General features: G+C 63.8%; 19 protein-coding genes. 9 read left to right on the top strand and 10 right to left on the bottom strand.

Annotation, left to right across the window (positions count from 1 at the left end; all coding sequences use genetic code 11):
* The first annotated feature begins 14 nt into the window (after nt 1-14).
* From CH286_RS04845 to CH286_RS04870, 6 genes are read left to right on the top strand one after another with little or no spacing between them, the layout of a single operon-like run.
* Nucleotides 15-1,226, top strand: coding sequence for a sedoheptulose 7-phosphate cyclase (locus CH286_RS04845; RefSeq protein WP_094608509.1), 1,212 nt, complete (start codon nt 15-17; stop codon nt 1,224-1,226).
* Nucleotides 1,223-2,017 (top strand): O-methyltransferase, encoded by a 795-nt coding sequence (locus CH286_RS04850; RefSeq protein WP_037154068.1) that lies wholly within the window; start codon nt 1,223-1,225, stop codon nt 2,015-2,017. Before CH286_RS04845 ends, CH286_RS04850 begins: the two co-directional genes overlap by 4 nt.
* The gene (locus tag CH286_RS04855) at nt 2,014-3,300 is read left to right on the top strand and encodes an ATP-grasp enzyme (protein ID WP_094608510.1); all 1,287 of its coding nucleotides are present in this window, start codon (nt 2,014-2,016) and stop codon (nt 3,298-3,300) included. The genes CH286_RS04850 and CH286_RS04855 overlap by 4 nt, the downstream gene beginning before the upstream one ends.
* Nucleotides 3,300-4,322, top strand: coding sequence for a D-alanine--D-alanine ligase family protein (locus CH286_RS04860; RefSeq protein ID WP_037154073.1), 1,023 nt, complete (start codon nt 3,300-3,302; stop codon nt 4,320-4,322). The genes CH286_RS04855 and CH286_RS04860 overlap by 1 nt, the downstream gene beginning before the upstream one ends.
* Nucleotides 4,319-5,071: a TauD/TfdA dioxygenase family protein gene (locus CH286_RS04865; RefSeq protein WP_094608511.1), complete on the top strand. Its 753-nt coding sequence runs from the start codon at nt 4,319-4,321 to the stop codon at nt 5,069-5,071. The genes CH286_RS04860 and CH286_RS04865 overlap by 4 nt, the downstream gene beginning before the upstream one ends.
* Before the next feature lie 50 nt (nt 5,072-5,121).
* Entirely contained in the window at nt 5,122-5,847 is a 726-nt protein-coding gene (locus CH286_RS04870; RefSeq protein WP_052058707.1) for a YoaK family protein, read from the top strand.
* Between the two features lie 14 nt (nt 5,848-5,861).
* Here the strand turns inward: CH286_RS04870 and CH286_RS04875 are convergent, their stop codons facing one another.
* On the bottom strand, nt 5,862-6,476 hold the full coding sequence (locus CH286_RS04875; RefSeq protein ID WP_052058708.1) for a TetR/AcrR family transcriptional regulator: 615 nt from the start codon (nt 6,474-6,476) through the stop codon (nt 5,862-5,864).
* Between the two features lie 80 nt (nt 6,477-6,556).
* Between CH286_RS04875 and CH286_RS04880 the strand changes: the two genes are divergently transcribed.
* Nucleotides 6,557-7,489 (top strand): DAPG hydrolase family protein, encoded by a 933-nt coding sequence (locus CH286_RS04880; RefSeq protein WP_255182572.1) that lies wholly within the window; start codon nt 6,557-6,559, stop codon nt 7,487-7,489.
* On the opposite strand, the gene CH286_RS04885 is transcribed toward CH286_RS04880, so the two are convergent.
* The 4 genes from CH286_RS04885 to CH286_RS04900 all read right to left on the bottom strand — a co-directional run bounded on the left by CH286_RS04885 (nt 7,486) and on the right by CH286_RS04900 (nt 12,831).
* On the bottom strand, nt 7,486-8,061 hold the full coding sequence (locus tag CH286_RS04885; protein ID WP_032405692.1) for a hypothetical protein: 576 nt from the start codon (nt 8,059-8,061) through the stop codon (nt 7,486-7,488). The genes CH286_RS04880 and CH286_RS04885 overlap by 4 nt on opposite strands.
* 28 nt (nt 8,062-8,089) lie before the next feature.
* Nucleotides 8,090-9,025: a pirin family protein gene (locus CH286_RS04890; protein WP_094608512.1), complete on the bottom strand. Its 936-nt coding sequence runs from the start codon at nt 9,023-9,025 to the stop codon at nt 8,090-8,092.
* 80 nt (nt 9,026-9,105) lie between these two features.
* Nucleotides 9,106-9,447, bottom strand: coding sequence for a GNAT family N-acetyltransferase (locus CH286_RS04895; RefSeq protein ID WP_094608567.1), 342 nt, complete (start codon nt 9,445-9,447; stop codon nt 9,106-9,108).
* A 99-nt stretch (nt 9,448-9,546) separates the two neighbouring features.
* Entirely contained in the window at nt 9,547-12,831 is a 3,285-nt protein-coding gene (locus CH286_RS04900; protein ID WP_176458137.1) for a DUF4132 domain-containing protein, read from the bottom strand.
* A 170-nt stretch (nt 12,832-13,001) separates the two neighbouring features.
* Here CH286_RS04900 and CH286_RS04905 point away from each other — a divergent pair, with 170 nt between their 5' ends.
* The gene (locus CH286_RS04905; protein ID WP_094608514.1) at nt 13,002-14,243 is read left to right on the top strand and encodes an ATP-grasp domain-containing protein; all 1,242 of its coding nucleotides are present in this window, start codon (nt 13,002-13,004) and stop codon (nt 14,241-14,243) included.
* Nucleotides 14,244-14,284: 41 nt separating this feature from the next.
* On the top strand, nt 14,285-16,288 hold the full coding sequence (locus CH286_RS04910; RefSeq protein ID WP_094608568.1) for a hypothetical protein: 2,004 nt from the start codon (nt 14,285-14,287) through the stop codon (nt 16,286-16,288).
* A gap of 58 nt (nt 16,289-16,346) precedes the next feature.
* Here CH286_RS04910 and CH286_RS04915 read toward each other — a convergent pair whose 3' ends face one another.
* From CH286_RS04915 to fbaA, 5 genes are all read right to left on the bottom strand, one after another.
* Entirely contained in the window at nt 16,347-16,580 is a 234-nt protein-coding gene (locus CH286_RS04915) for a DUF2945 domain-containing protein (protein WP_032405688.1), read from the bottom strand.
* A gap of 62 nt (nt 16,581-16,642) precedes the next feature.
* The gene (locus CH286_RS04920; protein ID WP_255182573.1) at nt 16,643-17,647 is read right to left on the bottom strand and encodes an alpha/beta hydrolase; all 1,005 of its coding nucleotides are present in this window, start codon (nt 17,645-17,647) and stop codon (nt 16,643-16,645) included.
* Between the two features lie 99 nt (nt 17,648-17,746).
* Nucleotides 17,747-18,904 (bottom strand): RNA polymerase sigma factor, encoded by a 1,158-nt coding sequence (locus tag CH286_RS04925; protein ID WP_032405987.1) that lies wholly within the window; start codon nt 18,902-18,904, stop codon nt 17,747-17,749.
* A gap of 8 nt (nt 18,905-18,912) precedes the next feature.
* Nucleotides 18,913-19,320 (bottom strand): YciI family protein, encoded by a 408-nt coding sequence (locus tag CH286_RS04930; RefSeq protein WP_032405986.1) that lies wholly within the window; start codon nt 19,318-19,320, stop codon nt 18,913-18,915.
* A gap of 95 nt (nt 19,321-19,415) precedes the next feature.
* Nucleotides 19,416-20,438 (bottom strand): class II fructose-bisphosphate aldolase, encoded by a 1,023-nt coding sequence (gene fbaA, locus CH286_RS04935; protein ID WP_032405687.1) that lies wholly within the window; start codon nt 20,436-20,438, stop codon nt 19,416-19,418.
* Nucleotides 20,439-20,444 lie beyond the last annotated feature (6 nt).

A 20,444-nucleotide genomic window follows, 5' to 3' on the forward strand; every position in this document is an offset into this window, starting at 1 on the left:
CCCCAGGAGTAATTGTGAGCAATCTTCAGGCCCAGGTAGTTGCCGGGGACAGGTCGTTTCGCGTCGAGGGATACGAGCGCATCGAGTACGACTTGATTTACGTCGACGGTGTCTTCGCCCTCGAGAACACCGAATTGGCCGACAGCTACCGTCCGTACGGACGCGCGCTGATGGTCGTCGACGAGTCGGTCCACGAGATCTACGGGGACCGAATCCGCGCGTACTTCGATCATTACGACATCGCGCTGACGGTGGTCCCGGTACAGATCAGGGAAACCGCGAAGTCGCTGGAGACCTTCGAGCGCATCGTCGGTGAATTCGACGCCTTCGGCCTGGTCCGCACCGAGCCGGTCCTGGTGGTCGGTGGTGGATTGACCACGGACGTAGCAGGTTTCGCATGCGCCAGCTACCGACGCAACACCCCGTACATCCGCATTCCGACCACGTTGATCGGCCTGATCGACGCGAGCGTGTCGATCAAGGTTGCCGTGAACTACGGCAAGCACAAGAACCGGCTCGGTGCGTACCACGCATCACAGAAGGTGCTTCTCGACTTCTCGTTCCTCGGCACGCTGCCCGAGGACCAGGTGCGCAACGGGATGGCGGAGCTGATCAAGATCTCCGTCGTCGGCAACCTGGAAATCTTCGAGACGCTGGAGCAGTACGGCCCGGAACTGCTGCGTACTCGCTTCGGCCACCTCGACGGGACACCCGAATTACGTTCGGTGGCAGATCGTTTGACGTACTCGGCCATTGCGACGATGCTCGAGCTCGAGGCTCCCAACCTGCACGAGATCGACCTCGATCGCGTCATCGCCTTCGGCCACACGTGGAGCCCGACGCTCGAGCTGACGCCGCCCGCTCCGTTCTTCCACGGTCATGCCATCAATATCGACATGGCACTGTCGACGACTGTCGCCGAACAGAGAGGCCATCTGTCCAGTGCCGACCGTGATCGAGTGCTGGGCGTCATGAGCAGCATCGGACTGGCGCTCGACAGCCCCTACCTGACACCCGAGTTGCTCTCGGAGGCAACGGCATCGATCCTCAAGACCCGTGACGGAATTCTGCGTGCCGCAGTACCCGACCCGATCGGCACCTGCCGTTTCCTCAACGACCTGGACGCGAACGAGCTGGCCGATGTGCTGACCTTGCACAAGAAGATCTGCCTCGACTTTCCACGCGCCGGCGAAGGCCTCGACATGTTCACCGCACCGACGCCGTGACTGCGCAGCCGCGACCGGTCACCCCGACGACAATCCTGGCCCGCGAGCTCGGCGAGATTGCCGCGCTACTCGACGCCGGGGTGACCGACGAGCTGACCACCCGTGTGCATCGGGCCCGCGATCTCGCGGCGGGACTCGACCCGTATCTCGACACCTGCACCACCTCCGAATCTGCGGCTCTGGCCACGTTGGCGTCGCGGACCCGCTCTGCGGACTGGAGATCACGTGACGTGGTCTCCGGTTCCGGGCCCCTGGAGATGGAAATGCTCTCCGGCCATGTGGAGGGACGCTTCCTGGCGTTCCTCGTACACATGACCCGGGCGACGCGGGTGCTCGAGATCGGCATGTTCACCGGTTACTCGGCGCTGGCGATGGCCGAGGCGCTGCCCGCAGGCGGCGAGGTCGTCGCCTGCGAGGTGGATCCGTACGTGGCCGAGTTCGCGCAGTCCTGCTTCGCGGAATCGACTGCAGGATCTGCCATCACGGTGCAGGTGGGTCCTGCGCTCGACACCTTGCGCGGACTGGACGGGACGTTCGACCTGGTGTTCATCGACGCCGACAAGACCGGATATCGCGCCTACGTGGAGTATCTGCTCGAGAGCGATCTGCTCTCCGACGGTGCCGTGATCGCCGTCGACAACACTTTGCTGCAGGGGCAGCCCTACGCTGCACAGCCGAGCGAGAACGGCCGGGCTATCGCCGAATTCAACGACTACGTCGCCGACGACCCTCGCGTGGAACAGGTTCTGATTCCTCTGCGCGACGGCGTGACGCTGATCCGGCGCACATGATCCGCACCGTTGCAGCACTGATCGGCCTCACGGCCACCCTTCCCCTCGATCTTGCGGTGGTGGGGGTGGCGGCGCTGCGCGGTACCCGGCCCGCCACCCATCGAACCCGTTCACCCAGAACGATTCTGATCAGTGGCGGAAAGATGACCAAGGCCCTGCAACTCGCCCGATCCTTCCATCTCGCCGGGCATCGGGTGATCCTGGTGGAGTCGGCGAAGTACCGCTGGACCGGACATCGTTTTTCTCGCGCTGTCGATCGCTTCCATTGCATTCCCGATCCGGGTGATCCGGGATACGCGGAGGCCCTGCTGGACATCGTTCGCCGCGAAGGGGTCGACGTCTTCGTGCCCGTCGCAAGCCCGGCCGCGAGCATTCACGACGCGGACGCACGTATGCTCCTCGATGCGCACTGCGAGGTGATCCACGGCGACGCGGACGTCGTGCGAATGGTGGACGACAAGTCCCGATTCTCCGAGCACGCAGCGTCATTGGGACTGCGTGTTCCCGACTTCCGACGCATCACCGACCCCGCCCAGATCGACGAGTTCGAGTTTGCGCCGGGTCGTGAGTACATCCTCAAGCGAATCTCGTACAACCCGGTCGGCCGAATGGATCTGACGCGGTTGTCGGCGCACACGCCCGAGCGCAACTCCTCGTTCGCCCGGAGCCTGCACATCACCGAGGACGACCCGTGGATCCTGCAGGAATTCATCGCCGGACAGGAGTACTGCACACACGGCACGGTGCGCGAAGGTCGCCTTCAGGTGTACGGCTGCTGCGTGTCGTCTGCCTTCCAGGTCAACTACGACATGATCGACAAGCCCGAAATCCTCAGCTGGGTACACACATTCGTCTCCTCGCTCGATACCACCGGGCAGCTGTCGTTCGACTTCATCGAGTCCGCTGCCGACGGCCGGGTCTACGCCATCGAATGCAACCCGCGCACCCATTCGGCCATCACGATGTTCTACGACCATCCCGATCTGGCCGCGGCGTACCTCGACGACGATCATCCGATGATCGTGCCGCGTCCGACGGCCCGGCCGACGTACTGGATCTACCACGAGCTGTGGCGTCTGATCACCGAGGGCAATCGAGCATCTCGGCTCCGCACCATCTTTCGCGGCAAGGACGCAATCCTGACCGGCTGGGACCCGCTGCCGTACCTGCTGGTGCATCACCTACAGATTCCATCCCTGCTGTTGCGCAATCTCGCGGCGCGTCGCGGCTGGTCTCGTATCGACTTCAACATCGGCAAGCTCGTGGAGAACGGAGGCGACTGATGGCACTGTCGGTCCTGGTACTCGTCGGATCTTCGGTGGACGAGTTCCACTGCGATCTGTCTCGGGTGTACGCGGGGGGCTTCCTCGACGCGCTCGGAGACGATCCCGCGTACGAACTCGAGGTGGCTTTCGTCTCCCCGGGTGGGCTGTGGAGCTTTCCCGGCGGGATCGACTCCGCCAGTGTGGCTGCGGCACCGCAGATGTCCTTGGCTCAGGCGGTGGAGGTCATGTCTGCGTGGCACTTCGACGTCATGGTGCCGCAGATGTTCTGCCTGCCCGGCATGACGACCTACCGCAGCCTGTTCGATCTCATGGATGTCCCGTACGTGGGCAACACCCCGGATGTCATGGCCATGACGGCGGACAAAGCGCTGGCCCGTGCCGTCGTCGCTGCTGCCGGAGTCGCCGTCCCGGCCGGCGTGGTGGTACGCAGTGGCGGCACAGTCGATCTCGAATTACCCGTCGTCGTCAAGCCCGTCGACTCGGACAACTCGATGGGAGTCACGCTCGTCGAGGACAACGACTCTGTGGCCTCCGCAATCCGCGACGCGCTGGCGTATTCGTCTGCCGCACTGGTGGAATCGTATATCCCGCTCGGACGCGAGGTTCGCTGCGGCATCATCGCGGTGGACGGCGAGCTGGTGTGTCTTCCCCTGGAGGAGTACGCCGTCGACTCCGTGCGCACGAGTGCCGACAAGTTGAATCGGACCGCGGACGGGGATCTGTACCTGGTCGCGAAACAGCAGACCAAAGCGTGGATAGTCGACACCTCTGATCCGATCACCGAGAAGGTCTGGGCGGCAGCACGATCGTGCTATCGAGCGCTCGGCTGCCGGCACTACGGGCTGTTCGATTTCCGCATCGATCCCGACGGGGAACCCTGGTTCCTCGAAGCCGGTCTCTACTGCTCGTACTCACCCTCGAGTGTGCTTGCGGTGATGGCCGCGGCAGCGGACATCACGATCGACCGCCTGTTCGCGCACTCGCTCCGGGAACTGTCGGTGAAGGAGTTGGCATCATGACGCTGGGAATGGAGATTCGCAGTCTGGATCTGGACTCGGCTTCGGTCGACGACATGCGAACGCAGCTGGCCGAATACGGTGTACTGATCCTGCGTGACCAACCGATGGACGACCGACGCTTCATCGAGTTCCTTCGCCGGTTCGGTGATCTCATGTTCACCGAGGGTGAGACTCCGGTCCCGGGATTTCCCGACCTGAACGTCGTCAGCAACATCGGCCGCACCACGCCGCCGAAGTCGACGTTCCACGTCGATACGACGTACGTGCCGAATCCCCCCGCGTACACGGCATTACGAGCTGTGTGCGTACCGACAGCCGGCGGCAGCACACAGTTCAGCGACCAGTACTCGGCGTACGAGACCCTGCCTGCGGCAGTGAAAGAGAACCTGGCGGGGCGTACGGTGACGCATCGGGTGACCGGGGTGGCGTCGGACAGCGATTCCTCTGCCGAGCATCCGTTGTTCGCAGTACATCCGGTGTCCGGCCGCACTGCACTCGCGCTCTCGGCACCGGCCCGATGCGTCGCGATCAGCGGAATGAACTCCGAGGACACGCACGAGACCATCCGGTACCTGTTCGAGCACTCCACTCGAGCGGACAACGTGGTGCAGCACGCGTGGGCTCCTGGCGATCTGGTGATGTGGGACAACCGATGTGTGATGCATCGGGCCGACCACAGCGGGGTGATCGGAAACAGGGTGATGCACCGCGGAATGATCGCGAATGTGGAGAACACGTCGGTTATGTGACCGACGACTCAAAGAGTTGCTGGTTCGCCCCACGCCCGGAGAATCGAGTCATGACTTCCCCTTTGTCGATCAGCCGCGAAACAGCCGTCGGCGCCGAAGCTCGCCTGTCCTGGATTCTTTCCGGACTCGCGGGGATGGTGGGCGCAGTGGCGTTCTTGCACTCCGCCGGTTACTTCGTGACCTTCATGACCGGCAACACCGAACGCGCTGTCGTCGGCCACTTCGGACACCCGGAGGGCAAAGAGGTTGCGCCAGGCGCTTCGCCGTGGGCTGCACTGGCCTTGATGGGGTCGTTTCTCGCGGGCGTGGTGATCTCCTCGATCTGCAGGCGGCGCTACTGGTCGAACCATCCGCACGGTGCGACTGTGTTGACCACCATCGCACTCGCCGCAGCCGGAACGATCGATATCGCCATCTCCGGTTGGTCGTCCGCAAACGTGAACTTCTACCCGATTCTGTTGGTGGCCTTCGCACTCGGCGCGCTCAATACCGCATTCACGAAGAAGGAAGAGACGTACATTCCGCTCAGCTACGTCACCGGAACGTTGGTCAAACTCGGTCAAGGTATCGAGCGGCATCTGTTCGGGGGCGGGACACACTACGACTGGCTTTGCTACACAGCCCTTCTCGGGTCGTTCGCACTGGGCGGGGTGGTCGGCGCATTCATCGGCGTCGTCATCACCGGGCCGCAGGTCCTGCTCCTCACCGCACTGATCAGCTTCGGCGCGACGATCTTCACGTTCACCCACACCGAGCGAAAGTCACTGCTGGGCTGATGACGCGTGCGGCGCTATTCCGCAATCAGCGCTGACGATCCTACGATCGTCCTCAGCATCTGCTCCACCAGCGACCGGGGCAGGCGTGATCCGATGAGCACCTGGCGCTGAATCAAGCCCTCGATCATCACGACCAGTGTCTCGGCTTCCGCCTGCGGGTCCTCGGAGTCCAGTGACGCAACGATCCACTGGGCGAACGTGACGAATGCGCCGCGCTGAGTATCGAACAGCTCACGCACCTCGCGATCGTGCTGAGCCTCGCCGAGCATGATGGCCCGCGCAATCACCCGCTTGGCTGCGTCGCCCGTTGTCATCGCTTGGATGAAATCCACGATTCGTGTCACCACAACGTCCACGGTCAGGGGTTTCACGTCGACCAGACTGCCGAACGTAGCCCCGGCAATCTCGAAGTCTCGGGCGAACAGTTGCCCCAGCGCCAAGTGCAGCAATCGACTTCTGGTGGGCGCGTGGTAGTTGACCGAGCCCGGGCCGAGGCCGGCTGCTTCGTCCACCGCCCGATGCGTCAGCCCACGAAAGCCTTTGGTGGCCAGCACGTCGATCGCCGCTGTTGCGATCTCGTCGCGTCGCCGCACTCTGGATGCGTCGTCCTTGGGAGTGGCAGGACTCATACCGGGCAGTGTACTGACTGGTCGTTGACATGCCCTGAGCCCGCGACTTACTCTCAACACAAGTTGAGCATGGGGGACAAATGAACAGGAAACCGACACGGCGTCAGGTCGTCGTGGGGGCGGCAGTAGCAGTGACCGCAACCGTCCTCGGGACTGCCTCGAGGGCGGTCGCGGCACCGACAGTGGGGTCTGCAGACGAATGCGGTGAGCGTTACCAGGGCTACCGCGACACCGACCGAGACCGGCCGTACGCCCACTACATGGCCGAGCACACGACTCCGGTGCCGACCGTGGTGGCCGATACCTACGCAGGCCCCCCGCTCTCACCCGACGCGGTACCCGGATTCGACTCGATCACAACCGATCTCGCTCCCACCGGGTATTCCAGGGTCGAGACCGGATACGGACGGAGGGCCGACGGGGTGACGTTCGTGGCGGTACGCACGGTGATGCCTCGGGTGACAGCGGCGATGTGGGACTGGTGGTTCGGATGGCATTCCACCGAAGCCGCTCGCTACAAGCTGTGGCATCCCGATGCCCACCTGTACGCCGCTCTCGCGGAGGATCGAACGGCACTCGACATACCCGACAAGGCCAAGTACGTCGGCAACACGACCTTCGTGGACGAGTACGTCGGGCCGAAACTGCAGCAACTGGGCATCGGTTTTCGTGACCCGATTGCGCACGGCTTCGACGTTCCCTCGGATCAGACGATCGTCTTCGGTCGAGTGGGAAGCTCCATCGCACCGGTGGACCTGGGGTGGCTGGCCCATCAGGTCAGACCCGTCGACGGTGGTGCCGAGATGCGCAGCCGCTTCCACCTGAACCTGCGCGGGTTGCACGTACCGGACGTGAAGCAGGCTGCGTGCGCCGTCCGCCGGGGAGCGTCGGTGGATCCGACCGACCTCGTACTCGGGCTCGATCTGGCCCGAGATCTGATGCTGCACTGCGGGCAGGAGATGAACCACCTCGCCGGCTTCCTGCCAGAGCTGTACGCCGAGTTCGGGAGCTAGTGCCCCAGAAACACCTTGGCCAACACGATCAGCGCAGCAACCGTGGCGGTGGCCAGCCCACCGAGAAGAGCACGGAAGGTCAACGGATTGCCGCGAATTCGCTCCGTGACCATCTGAATCGTGGCGATGCGCACCACGATGACACCGCCGGCCAGCAGTTCCGACCACTGTGCCGGAATCACCGACAACCAGCCGAGGGCAAGCATCAACGCGGGGACGGTGCCGGAACTCAGGATCGGGACGGCATCACGTAGTTCCTCGACGGCCTTGAACTTGCGTTGCTCGTCGGTGGCATTTCCATGCGCCTCGGGTATTTGACTACTGGCCACGAAATCGGCGAACACGTGCGCCAGGAACGTCGTCCCTGCCGTAGCCAGAACCAAGACCGCAGCTGTTCCGTGCTCGATCGAGCCGGGCGTCGACGCCGCGACCGCCGCGAGGATGAGGATGTTTCCGTAGACGTAGGCAGAGAGCCTCCTGGCTGCCCGTGCGGGCTCGAGGGGACCGTCCGCACGGGTCACCAACCGGCGGTACAACCGGGTTCTACGAATACGGGGCTCGGCGTCGGTCATGCAGCAGATCGTTGCACGACCGGGGTGATCATCGGGTGGGCACGCCGAGCCGGCCGGCCTGGTAGTCCTCGAACGCCTGCAACACCTCGGACTTGGTGTTCATGACGAACGGGCCCGCCATCGCAACGGGTTCCCGAATCGGCTTGCCACCGAGAACGAACACCTCCAGCGACTCCCCCACCGCAGACGCGGACATCTCGATCGTGTCCCCGCGGCCGAACAACGCCGTCTGCCCCATCCCGATCGGACGCTTCTCCGCACCCACTGTGCCCTCGCCCGCGAGAACGTAGACGAGTGCATTGAATTCGCGCTCCCACGGCAACGTCAGCGCCGCGCCCGGTGCGATCGTGCTGTGCGAGAGCGCAATCGGAGTGTATGTCGAACCCGGCCCCTGCAGACCCGCGATGTTGCCCGCAATGACACGAACCAGCGCACCGCCGTCGGGACTCGATGCCAAGGCCACTTTGCTACCGGTGATGTCCTGATAGCGCGGGTGCGCCATCTTGTTCTCCCGCGGCAGATTGACCCAGAGCTGAACACCGTGAAACAGCCCGCCGGACATCACCAGATGCTCCGGCGGGGCCTCGATGTGCAGAATTCCCCCACCCGCCGTCATCCATTGGGTGTCGCCGCCGCTGATGATGCCGCCGCCACCGTGAGAGTCCTTGTGCTCCATGATGCCGTCGATCATGTACGTGACGGTCTCGAATCCGCGGTGCGGATGCCACGGCGTGCCCTTCGGTTCACCGGGCGCGTAGTTCACCTCGCCCATCTGATCCATGTGGATGAACGGGTCGAGGGACGACATGTCCAGTCCGGCAAACGCGCGGCGAACCGGAAAACCCTCGCCTTCGTACCCCGTCGGAGCCATCGTGACGGACCGGACCGGCCGGGGTACGGCGGTGGCGTCGGGCATGGGTATTCGGGGCAACGCAAGGATGTTGTCGACCGTCACTGCGGGCATGGCTTCCCTTTCGGCAGGGTAGTTGACTCTGCAACTACTGATCGAGCTCAACCTACCGGGGCCCGACGGTATTCCCGCCGTCAGCCCTGCTGGTCGGCCAGCCACTGCCGAATCTCGTCGGTGGGCTGCTCGACGATGTCGTCGAATTCCGAGTGCTTGCCCACGAACGCCTCCACCAAGGGACAGATCGGGACGATGCGCTTGGCGTCCGCCCGGGTGGCGTCGAGTGCCTGCTGCACGAGAATCGTTGCCAGACCGCGCCCGCCGTATGCCGCGTCGACCTCGGTGTGGAAGAAGATGCGCCGGCCGTGCTCGTCGTCGACGAACTCGGTGAAGCCGACCTGTGCGCCCTCGACCGAGACGGTGAAACGATCTGCTTGCTGGGTGATTTCGACCTGCACACCCGTTTTGTCGACCGTCATGTCGGGCTCCTCGCTTCGCCAGGCGCACACCGCGCCGAATCATCGTCGATCATTCTCGTCGAAATTACAGCCGTTCGAAGAACTCGACCGTACGGATACTCACGGCTCACCTCGAAGGTCGGGTTCGTCGCCTCGAATTGACTCGGTCTCGAGCATCGCCAGATCACGGAGCAGTTCCGATGCCGCAATCACCGACAATTCGAGTCCGCTGTGAAAGACGTGGACGATCTTCTGTTCGCCCCACATTCTCGGATTCGACACATTGAAGCCGGGAAACGCCATGATCACCGCCGTCGTGGAATCCAGACGCTTGTTCAGCGAGATCTGGGCACCCTTGTCTTGCGGATCCTCACGCTTCCATCCTCTTTCACCCAGCGCGAGCAGCTGATCGGTAGTCGTCTTGCGACCCTCGAGTGCTGCCATCTCGGCGGCGACATCCGTCCTGAAGACCTCCCGTCGGACCTGCTCGAAAGGCTGTTCCGGCATGAAGGTCCAGTTGCCGAGCGAGTCGCCCATCGTCGCCGGGTGGGCCACGACAACAAGATCGCCGTCTGCGACCTCGATATCGCGGCCGTCCGGGCCCACGGGGCGACGCAGCTCGGAAAATCGGAAGTATCGTCCGTCCGTCGTCGACCACACCAGAGCACTGCACAGATGCCAGGTCAACGGATGCCCGACGAGATGGGTCCGAACCTGCGACAGGGTCCAGCGCCGCTGGTTCACCATGGCTTTCTCGAACCGAGAAACGAGTTCGGTGCGCACCCCCTCGAGATCTTTCCTCAGGTCGGTGTACCGACGGTATTCCTCGCGCGCACCGTCGGAATCGGTGCGGCCGGGCCGCGGTACCCGGTCTCGGACCTTACCGTCGTTGTCTTCGACCACTATTCGAAGCTCGTGATCGAACGTGAGGGTGAAGGTTCGGTCTCCGTAATCGAAGGTCGTCGTACCGTCCGCGTCGAGCCCCAAGTTCGGCACCAATCGGTCGGCAAGTTCGAGAGGCGTCAGATTCAGCTCGTCGGCGATTCGGTGAATCAGTTTGTCGGCCTTGGCGCGAAGAGCAGGAAACCGGAGCGACTGCGAGATCGACCACAGGTGTCCGAGCGCGGCGTCGCTCCCGATCATGGCGAGGGCCTCGAGTCCCATCGCCGCGCGTCGGTGCGCCGACTGAAGCGGCCAGGTCCTGATCAGCGGGGTCAATTGCCGCGCAGTGTCGTCGTCACCCACTATCCCGAGGGCGTCGAGAGTCCAGCTCTGCGCTTCCGGAGCGCCCGCCCGCAACCACCTCTCGAACATGTCCCAGACGAACTTCGCGAGTTCGGGATGGCCGACGAGTTCACGAACGATATCGACGCCGGCGTACACCTCGTCCATTCGTGACAGCGAGAACATCGTGCAGATCGTGCGGATCGCGTCGGACGGCAGCTGTGCGCGCTCTCCCTGCAACGTCAACGGGGGGAGCAACGCCGGGTCCAGCCAGTCCGGGATGACCGGAATATGCCGCGGCAGGGCCAGAAGTGGATCTGCGTCGACGATATCTACTATCGCCGCACCAGCCGGCTCCCCGTACGACCGTCCAGCAGCGACCACGGCGTCTCGATGTCCGCGTCGCGCAAGAGTGCACAGTGCGCGTCGGGCAAGGGTTCGGCTCGGTCCGGTACGGCCGAGAGCAAGAGGAACCAGATCCGATGCTGCACTGTCGATGTGGCGATCGAACCATTCGAACGCGACCGGTCTGAGCGACTTCTTGCCGAGCCATTCGAGCATTGTCGTCGTCAGTTGTCCCCCGACGACGGGCAGCAACACCTGCGCCTGACCGGCCGGTGCAGCGAGGACGGCACGAAGCACGAAATCGAGTGCATCGCTTCCGAATCGGGCCAACAGTCGGCCCAACGAGATGGCACCTCGATACGCGTAACGTGGCGTCGGGGCGTACGACAGCACCGGACGCAGCAGATGCTCCGGAGCGTACGAGATCTCGTGCAATGACCAGAAACCTGTGCCTCGACCGAACGCGGCGACCACCTCCGGCCAATCCCGGCGCCCGAGATAGGGCACATAGACGTCGATGGCCTCGGCCCACTGTCGCTGCTCGTCTCCCCGCCATGCCACACGCAGCGGCGCTGGGGGACTTTCGAGACGAAATACCTGCTCTCGGACGTCTCCGCGATCCATGGATTCGGCGCGGTCGAGCCACGGTGGATCGCGTAGCAGCGCAGGGACATCCGACGATTCGAGCGTTGTTCCGCATACTCGCTTGCGCGTCGCGGACTCCGGATGAACGTGCTCCAGATCCCGGCGCAGCCGCTCCGCATCCGGCCCGGAGGCGTCGGCCAGCAACCGCGCGGCTCGCTCGGGCGATCGTGCTATCGCCTCGATCACGGCGGGCTCGATGTACTTGCTACCCAGCCGAGACACCAAGTGCTCGAATCCCGAGTCCGTGTCTATCTCACCTAAAATCCCGGCACACCATTTCTTGTGCTGGGCAGACAGGTTGCCCTCGAACAACTCGGCTACGAAGGGCTCGACACCCGGTCCGATATTTGCACACAGTGCGTATACGAAGTTCATGCTCATCCCGGTGGACCAGATCGCATGATCTCGCGTTTCTTCGAGCGCGAGAATTTTCTCGACCGAATCGACCGAGTCGACGCTGGCCAAGAGGTAATAGCAGTAGCTTCGGTAATAGCGGTGGACGGTCTGCGACCGCGCGATGTCCGCAGCAACCCACTCGTGCTGGGTCGGGAACAGGAACGACGTCAACAGATTGCACCCGATTCGCGCGCCACGCTGCGGTGCGAGCCTGTCCACCGCGTTCGCATAGTCGTCGGCGGGGAGGGCAGCCAACGCCGTGCGCACCCTGCTCGCCGAATCTCCGAACACGACATTGCGAAGGTCGTCGGGATCTCGCACGCCGAGTGAGTGCCGGGTACGCGATCGATCCGGTACGAGTTCGCGGGTCACCAACTCCACGCCTACAGCCTCGGCGAGCATCTCCGCAGCGAATACCGCGCCGAAGCGGCCGATGACGAAGTCCACGAATGGAACTCGCATCTTGTGCTCCGGCTGATCGGTGACGACCGTAAGTGTCACAGCAGCACCGGTAGGGGTCACACCGGTGCCCGAGAACCGTCCGTCGACGAAGGCGTGCGCGGCCGCCGACAGCTCCGAATTCGACTCGGGATGGTCGACTGTTTCGCCGAAACGTCCGGCGGTTCGAACAAGCAGGTCGTCGATAGCGGCTTCCTTCGCAGCCACCGCTGTGACTGCCGCCTTCGCGCTGGCTCTCGGCCGGGTGGATCGAGGTTGCGGACTCCGCCCGTGGAACGCCTCGCCGCGTCGCCACCACAAAGCGGGGACCTGCCATCCGGTCTGTCGCGCACTCACCCGACGACCATAGAACAGAGCGCCTACGCCGGCGGGAAAGTCGGGAGGCTGATTCCGACACGACGTCGTCGCATGAGCCCAGTTCAACACCGCTCGGAATTGCCGACCAGCGCCTCTGTACGGTGGAGCGAAGGACCTCGACCGATGAATCATCTAGGGGAAGGAACTTCATGGCTCAGCCAGACAGGCTGGAGAAAGACCCGAACAAGGGTTTCGTGGCCCTGCTGGGGTGGAGTTTGGCCGCGGTGGAAGCACTGGACAAGTTCGATCGGCGCTACGTCGTCGTCGCCCCGGAATGGGCCGAGGCGTACTGCACCGAGCACGACATTCCGTACCTACCGTGGAACTTCGAGCGACTCAACGATCGCTCGCTCGAGATCGCCGAAACACTGCAGAGCAAAGGCGTGGACGTCGCGATCCCGCTCTACGAGGAGACAGTGGAGTGGGCCGGCGCCATCAACTCGGTACTGCTCGGCAACCCACGCCTGTTCGGTCAGGCAATGCTGTTGCGCGACAAGTCCTTGATGAAGCGCCGTGCTCAGCTCGGCGGCATTCGGGTGGGCATCTTCGAAGAAGCCCACGACCGTGAGGACGTCATTCGATTCCTCAAACGTGTCAACCAGACGCTACTCAAGCTCGACGGCGATCCCAACGACCCGATCCATGTCAAGGCCTTCGACAAGGCCGGTTGCCTCGGCCACCGCGTCATTCGTACCCCTGACGAGGTCGACTCCATTCCCGACGAGGAATTTCCGGCGCTGATGGAATCGCACCTCGACGGCTGGGAGTTCGCTGTCGAAGCATGGATTCACAACGGCAAGATCAAGTTCCTCAACATCTCGGAGTACGTCACCCTCGGATACTCGGTGTTCGTTCCTGCGACACCCGAGCTGGAGAAGTACCGCGAGCAGATCACGGTGCAGATCGAGAAGCTGATCAAGACCTTCGACATCGAGTTCGGATTCATTCATCCCGAGTACTTCGTGACCAGCGACGGTGAGATGTACTTCGGTGAGGTCGCCTATCGCCCACCAGGTTTCAAGGTGTTCGAGCTACTGGAGCGGGCGTACGGCTTCAACGCCTACCAGGGCTTGGCGCTGGCGTTCGACCCGAAGACCACCGAGGAGGAGATCGACGCCTTCTTCCCGCGCGAGGTCGTCGATGCGACCGGCGTGGCCGGATGTTTCGGCGTCTATCCACGACGACGCGTCGTCAGCCATCTGGAAATTCCGGAGGAGACGTCCGGACACGACTACTACGAGACCAACGATCTGTCGGCACCCGTCGAGGAAACCGTCACCAAGAGAACAGCGTTCGGCACCCACTGGGGACTGCTGTACTTCTTCGGCGAAGATACCTATGTCATGCGTGACTTGCTGAAACATCAGGAAGAACTGGACTTCTACGTGTGAGGCAACAACTCGGCAACGACCACGAACCCACGACGCAGACGATGAACGACTCTGCACCGGTCGACAAGGCTCCGGTCGACAAGGCTTTGATGTCGAGACTGGCCCAACTCGACCACGCCACCGAGGCGTTGGCCGGTGCACCCGAGTTCAGTAAGAACACCAAAGTGCGGCGGGTTCTCGATGCGCTGCATCGAGTTCTGTTGCAGCCCGGTGGTTGTCATGCAATTCGTGAGCGCGCCGAGGTGCTCGAGAATGCGGGGCTCTTCGCGGGCACCGATTGGGCGCAGCCGGACATTCTCGTTCCAGGATTCGTGGGGCCCAGCCTACGCAGCGGCAACGACGACACCTTCGTGCTCGAGGCGACCAGCGAACTGCGGATGGTCGCGATCGTTGCGGGCGAGTACGAGCATGCTGCGGTCACCGCCGAGGATGCCCGTCGGTTCCTTTCTCAGGTCCTCGCGGTCAATCTCGACGTTCTGTTCACACCCCCGTCCGAGTCGGAGCGAGTTCGCCTCGGTCGTACCGCGCATCTGATCCGTGATCTGTTCGGGTACGTGGCCGGGCAGATCGGCTACGACAGCGTGCTCGACGAGTTGGTTGAGGAAATCTGGCGGATCCTGCGGCAGCGCCCGATTCAGGTGGACACCATCAAGGACATGGTCACCCGCATCGCGATCTATCGCGACGACCCGACCGTCGACCTAGGCACCTCCGGGCAAGGCCTGGACCGCTTGATCACGGCCCTGTTCGGCACCACCGATGCGTGCCGAGAGGATCCGGGCGTGGAGGTGTACCGGTTGCGGCTCGAGGCGATGGACGTCGAGGCGCTGCAGTTCGAGGCCCGCGGATTCGCGCGAGCGATGCACGACACCGGACTCGTCTCGCCGTACCACGCGACGTTGACGCAGTACCTCGTCGATCACTACTCGTACGTTCTCCCCGAGGCGTTGGGACTGTCGGATACCGGTCGCACGTGTCTGACGCGCTATCCGGAACTGGTCCATCGCCTCATCGAGGAGACGGTGTACCCCGAGACCGCGCAGTGCCTGTACGGATTGGCACTGCTGCTCGATCGCGGGATTCTGCATCAACCGCCGATCGTGCCGTCGTTGTGGCGGCAGATGTCGCTGAAACTCGCACCCGCAGTGCAGGACAAGTTGAACACCACGTTCGGGCCGGTCCCGGCACCGGAGTCCCGCTTGCTGGGTGGACTGTTGTCGATGCTCGGGCAACCGCTCGGCGTCGGACAGGGTGACAACCCGACGTGCCAGTCGGCGCGGGCATTGTCGATGTGGGCCTACAACGATCCCGACTACCTCCTGCAGATGGTGGTGTGGGCGGCGCGTGACGAGGAGATCGTCATGCACTTCGAGGGGCAATCGATCTCGTCGACCGAGAGCGCCAGTGGAGTCGCCACATCGGACCCGGTGGATCTCGATCCGGTGTCACTGCTGCTGGTTCCGCACCTCGACCGCATCTACGCCGAGATGGTCAGGCGCTGCGCCGATCGCCCCGGCGATCCGCACCGCTGGGTCAACCCGGAGTTCCACGGGTGGTGGTCGGCTCGCGAGTTCCACATCGACGTCGACGTGGCCACCGGAAACATCGTCGACCTGGACGCATTCCTGCGGCAGTTCTACGCGGCGTATCACCCCGAGTACAACGGGCATCAGCCGCTGATTCATCCGCAGCCCGCCGGTGTGGCCGTAACCGACAGTGCTGCACGGTATGTGGGGTGGCACGCCATCACCATCCTGCGCGTGACCACCGACCCCGACGGCGTCATGCGGGTCTATTTCTTCAACCCGAACAACGACAGCGGGCAGGACTGGGGAGACGGCGTCGTGGTGGGAACGGCAGGCAACGGCGAACGCGCAGGCGAAGGTTCGCTGCCGTTCGACCAGTTCGCCTCACGCTTGTACATCTTTCATACCGATCCGCTCGAGAACGGCGAACCGGAGAGAATCCCCGCCGAGGACATCGATCGGATACGCGGCTACATCGAACGAAGTTGGGGCGCAGAACGATCGGTGCCCCAGGCCTGAGTACTGCATTGCGCCATCGAGATCCGCAAACGCGCGCGCGTTTGCGTCTCGTGGTCGCTCAGTTCTTCTTGTCGAGCGATTCCGGCTTGTGTACTGCATCCTTGCCCGACTTGTCGCTCTCGACCCGGTATTGCGGTTCGTCCTTCGAGGCCTTCACGGTTCTGCCTGCGGCTTCGGTCTCGGAGGTGATCTTCTCCACCACCGTTCCCTCGGTCGTGGTTCCGTGGGTCTGCCATTCGACCTTGTCGCCCTTGTGCAGTCCCTTGTCACTGTGCAAGTCGTCTTTCGCCATGTTCGGGTGGTCCCTTCGTCGGTGATGTCCATCGACGCGTACCCGCGCGAGCCTCGGCGCAATCACCTGGTTCCCAGAGCCGGTGCCAGCGTGGTGAACCAGGCTTCGCGTAGCTGATCCTCGAACAGCGGCCATGTGTGTGCGCCCTCGTCGCGCATGGAGACCGTGGCCGGCACATCGGCCTGGCGCAGTGCGTCGACGAAGATCGACGTGCAGTAGTTCACCATCGCCTCGACCGCCATTCCGCCGAACGGGGGAATCGCACCCTCGGGGATCCGGTCCACCGGTCCGGGAAGTCCGCGGGACGAGCTGACGTACACCGCGGTTCCGCGCAGTCGTTCGACGTTGAGCGACGGATCGTGGTCGCGCCATCCCTGGCTTCCGGGCAGACCCCACATGTTGAACGGGTTGTTGAGACCGCCGGCGATCATCGCCGAGATACCAGCGGTGGCAAGCGGATTCGACGGTGCCGGGCATCCGCTGAACGACGCGGCGGCGTCGAACACATCCGGGGCCTGGATCGCCAGATCCAGTGCGGGGCCACCGCTCATCGACAGTCCTGCCACACCGCGCCGACCGTTGGATCCGTAGGCGGCGTCGACGGCAGCAGGCAGTTCGCGAGTCAGGTAGGTCTGCCACATGTTGGAGCCCAGTACCGGATCGGGGGTCTGCCAATCGGTATAGAAGCTGAAGCGACCTCCGATGGGCGCTACGACCGTGACGTTCTTGTCGAGAAAGAACTGTTCGACGCCGGAGTTGTTGAGCCACCCCACACCGTCTTCGTTGCCGAGTGCACCGTTGAGCAGGATCAGGCTCGGGGCAGGTCCGCCTCCCGGCGAATGCAGAATCTCGTTGGAGATGACGCGATTCATGGACGGGGAGAACACGTTCAGCACTGCACGGGTGGCCGACACCTGATGGATCCCGACGGCTCCCGCGGCCGCGTCGGCCGATCCCGAGTTGCCCGGCAGGGCCTGGGCCGACGTTCCGGTCAGCAACATCGATCCCAGCACGGCAGCCGTCACCACCGCAGCGGATCGATTTCGCTTCTTTCTCTTCAGTCCCACTGGCAACATCAGCACCATACGAGGGTCGCACGGATTCCGCTTTCTACCGCTAACGATCAGATTACGAAACCGATCGGTTCGTACGCTTGGTCGATGACGTCACGGAGTCACACCACGGATCCGTGCGGCCTGCAGAGTCAGATGGTGGCGCTCGGCCAACGAGGGAGCCGACTGCGCTGCGCGGGCGTACAACTGCGCGGCCTGCGTGAGGTCACCCGCCTTCTCGTGCAGATGCGCGGCCGCCGCAGTGTGCCTCGGGACCGTGGAATCGACCTCGGCCAGCGCCGCGAGCCCGGCGGCGGGGCCGTCCGCTTCCCCGACGGCCACCGCGCGGTTGAGCTGCACGACGGGGCTGCCGGTGAGGGCGACCAACTCGTCGTACCACTCGACGATCTGCACCCAGTCGGTCTCCTCGACTCGCATCGCGTCGGCGTGCAGGGCGGCGATCGCCGCCTGGGCCTGGAACTCACCCAACCGATCTCGGGCCAGCGCCGCCTGCAGAATTTGCACGCCCTCCGCGATCAGCGCTGTGTCCCAACGGGATCGGTCCTGTTCGGCCAAGGGGATGAGTCGACCGTCGGATCCGGTTCTCGCCGCACGGCGCGCGTGGTGCAGCACCATCAGTGCCAACAGACCCGCCGTTTCCTCGTCGTCGGACAGTGTCGCCAGCTGCCGCGTCAACCGAATCGCCTCCGCCGCAAGGTCGACATCTCCGGTGTACCCCTCGTTGAACACGAGATACAGCACCCGTCGTACCGTGCTCAGGTCGCCCGGCGCGTCGAAACGCACATCACGCACCGCACGTTTCGCTCGGCTGATGCGCTGCGCCATGGTCTTTTCCGGCACCAGATACGCCTGGGCGATCTGCCGTGTCGTCAGTCCGCCGACGGCGCGCAGGGTCAGCGCCACCGCTGCCGCCGGAGTCAGCGCAGGATGCGCACACAGGAAGAACAACTGCAGCGTGTCGTCGACGCCGCCCACGCTCTCCGGTCCCGGCTGTGCCGCCAGTCGGTCTTCTCGATCGCGACGCGCCTTCTCCGAGCGCTGTCCATCGAGGAATTTTCGCCAGGCGACGGTGACGAGCCAGCCCTTCGGGTCGGTCGGCGCGTCACCTGCCCCGGTCGAGAGTGCCCACGTCGAGGTCGCCTGCACCAACGCCTCCTGCACGGCGTCCTCGGCCGACGCGAAGTCCGCTCCGCGGTGGACGAGGACGCCGATCACTGCGGGCGTCAGTGCCCGCAGCACTCCGGGATCCATGATGGTCGTCAGTCGGCGATCGTGGGAGGAGCCTCCATGAACGGACGCAGCTCGAGCCATTCGTCGATCGGCTTCCCACCGGCACCGGGCGCTGCCGACAGCTGCCCGGCCAGCTCGAGCGCGCGATCGTAGGAGTCGACGTCGATCACCATCCAGCCTGCGATGAGATCCTTGGTCTCCGCGAACGGACCGTCGGTGACCGGAGGTTTCCCTTCGCCGTCCGAGCGCACCCACGTTCCCTCGGGGGCCACGGCCTGCGCGTCGACGAACTCGCCGGTCTTCTCGAGCTCGGCGGCGAAATCTCGCATGAACTGAATGTGGTCGTGCACTTCGGCCGGGGTCCACCGGTCCATCGGGATCCAGTCGGCAGGCTCGGGGGCTCCGCGGTAATGCTTGAGCATGAGGTACTTGGCCATGATGTCTCCTAGCGTCGGATGCAGCCATTCTTTCTGCATTCGACCCTGGGACGTAACCGGTCCGCAGAATTCGACATGTTCGAGAAAAATTGTTCTCAGCGCATCGTGCGGCCTGCCGAGCCGAGCATCTGCGTCGCCTCGACCACTCTCGCCGCCATCGCAGTCTCGGCCGGCTTGCCCCACGATCGGGGGTCGTAGGCCTTCTTGTTGCCGTACTCGCCGTCGACCTTGAGGACCTGGTCGTACTTGCTCAACATGTGCCCTGCGATGGACCGGGTGAAGGCGTATTGGGTGTCGGTGTCGATGTTCATCTTGATCACTCCGCTGGCCACCGCCGAGGCGATGTCTTCTGCGCTGGATCCCGATCCACCGTGGAACACCAGATCGAACGGGTTGTCCTTACCCGTCTCGGCTCCGACGACAGCCTGGATCTCGGCGAGAATTTCTGGGCGGAGGTGCACCGAGTCAGGGTTGTAGACGCCGTGCACGTTGCCGAAGGTCAGGGCCGTCATGTATCGACCGCGCTCCCCTGCGCCGAGCGCGGCGATCGTGGCCCGAGCATCGTCGACAGTCGAGTACAACTGTTCGTTGATCTCGTGTGAGACGCCGTCCTCTTCGCCTCCGATGACGCCCACTTCGATTTCGAGGATCGTGTTGGCCTGCACCGACAGATCGAGCAATTCTCGAGCGACACGCAGGTTTTCGTCGAGCGGCACCGCCGAACCGTCCCACATGTGCGATTGGTACAGCGGGTCGAGTCCGCGTCCGCGTCGGTCGATCGCGTCGGCCAGCAGTGGCCGCACCCAGTCGTCCAGATTCTCGGCGGGGCAGTGATCGGTGTGCAGCGCAACCGAGATCGAATAGTGTTGCGCCACTTCGTGGGCGTACTGGGCGAGCGCCTTGGAACCGGCGAAACGGTTCTGCACGGCGTTGCCGGAGAGGTACAGAGCGGTGCCGACCGACACCTGGATGATGCCATCGCTCTCGGCCTCGGCGAAGCCCTGCAGCGCTGCGTTGAGCGTCTGCGAGCCGGTGACATTGATCGACGGGTAGGCGAACCCGCCCTCCTTCGCACGGTCGAGCATGGCCGCGTACTGATCCGGACTGGCAATGGGCATGAGCTG

It is taken from the genome of Rhodococcus sp. WWJCD1 (assembly GCF_002258735.1).
Taxonomy (GTDB): domain Bacteria; phylum Actinomycetota; class Actinomycetes; order Mycobacteriales; family Mycobacteriaceae; genus Rhodococcoides.

What these genes read in the sequence shown, in the direction of transcription:
- CH286_RS04855 (WP_094608510.1), top strand. Translation starts at nt 2,014, where the DNA reads ATGATCCGCACCGTTGCAGCACTGATCGGCCTCACGGCCACCCTTCCC.
- CH286_RS04860 (WP_037154073.1), top strand. Translation starts at nt 3,300, where the DNA reads ATGGCACTGTCGGTCCTGGTACTCGTCGGATCTTCGGTGGACGAGTTC.
- CH286_RS04865 (WP_094608511.1), top strand. Translation starts at nt 4,319, where the DNA reads ATGACGCTGGGAATGGAGATTCGCAGTCTGGATCTGGACTCGGCTTCG.
- CH286_RS04870 (WP_052058707.1), top strand. Translation starts at nt 5,122, where the DNA reads ATGACTTCCCCTTTGTCGATCAGCCGCGAAACAGCCGTCGGCGCCGAA.
- CH286_RS04875 (WP_052058708.1), bottom strand. Translation starts at nt 6,476, where the DNA reads ATGAGTCCTGCCACTCCCAAGGACGACGCATCCAGAGTGCGGCGACGC.
- CH286_RS04880 (WP_255182572.1), top strand. Translation starts at nt 6,557, where the DNA reads ATGAACAGGAAACCGACACGGCGTCAGGTCGTCGTGGGGGCGGCAGTA.
- CH286_RS04885 (WP_032405692.1), bottom strand. Translation starts at nt 8,061, where the DNA reads ATGACCGACGCCGAGCCCCGTATTCGTAGAACCCGGTTGTACCGCCGG.
- CH286_RS04890 (WP_094608512.1), bottom strand. Translation starts at nt 9,025, where the DNA reads ATGCCCGCAGTGACGGTCGACAACATCCTTGCGTTGCCCCGAATACCC.
- CH286_RS04895 (WP_094608567.1), bottom strand. Translation starts at nt 9,447, where the DNA reads ATGACGGTCGACAAAACGGGTGTGCAGGTCGAAATCACCCAGCAAGCA.
- CH286_RS04905 (WP_094608514.1), top strand. Translation starts at nt 13,002, where the DNA reads ATGGCTCAGCCAGACAGGCTGGAGAAAGACCCGAACAAGGGTTTCGTG.
- CH286_RS04910 (WP_094608568.1), top strand. Translation starts at nt 14,285, where the DNA reads ATGAACGACTCTGCACCGGTCGACAAGGCTCCGGTCGACAAGGCTTTG.
- CH286_RS04915 (WP_032405688.1), bottom strand. Translation starts at nt 16,580, where the DNA reads ATGGCGAAAGACGACTTGCACAGTGACAAGGGACTGCACAAGGGCGAC.
- CH286_RS04925 (WP_032405987.1), bottom strand. Translation starts at nt 18,904, where the DNA reads ATGGATCCCGGAGTGCTGCGGGCACTGACGCCCGCAGTGATCGGCGTC.
- CH286_RS04930 (WP_032405986.1), bottom strand. Translation starts at nt 19,320, where the DNA reads ATGGCCAAGTACCTCATGCTCAAGCATTACCGCGGAGCCCCCGAGCCT.
- fbaA (WP_032405687.1), bottom strand. Translation starts at nt 20,438, where the DNA reads ATGCCCATTGCCAGTCCGGATCAGTACGCGGCCATGCTCGACCGTGCG.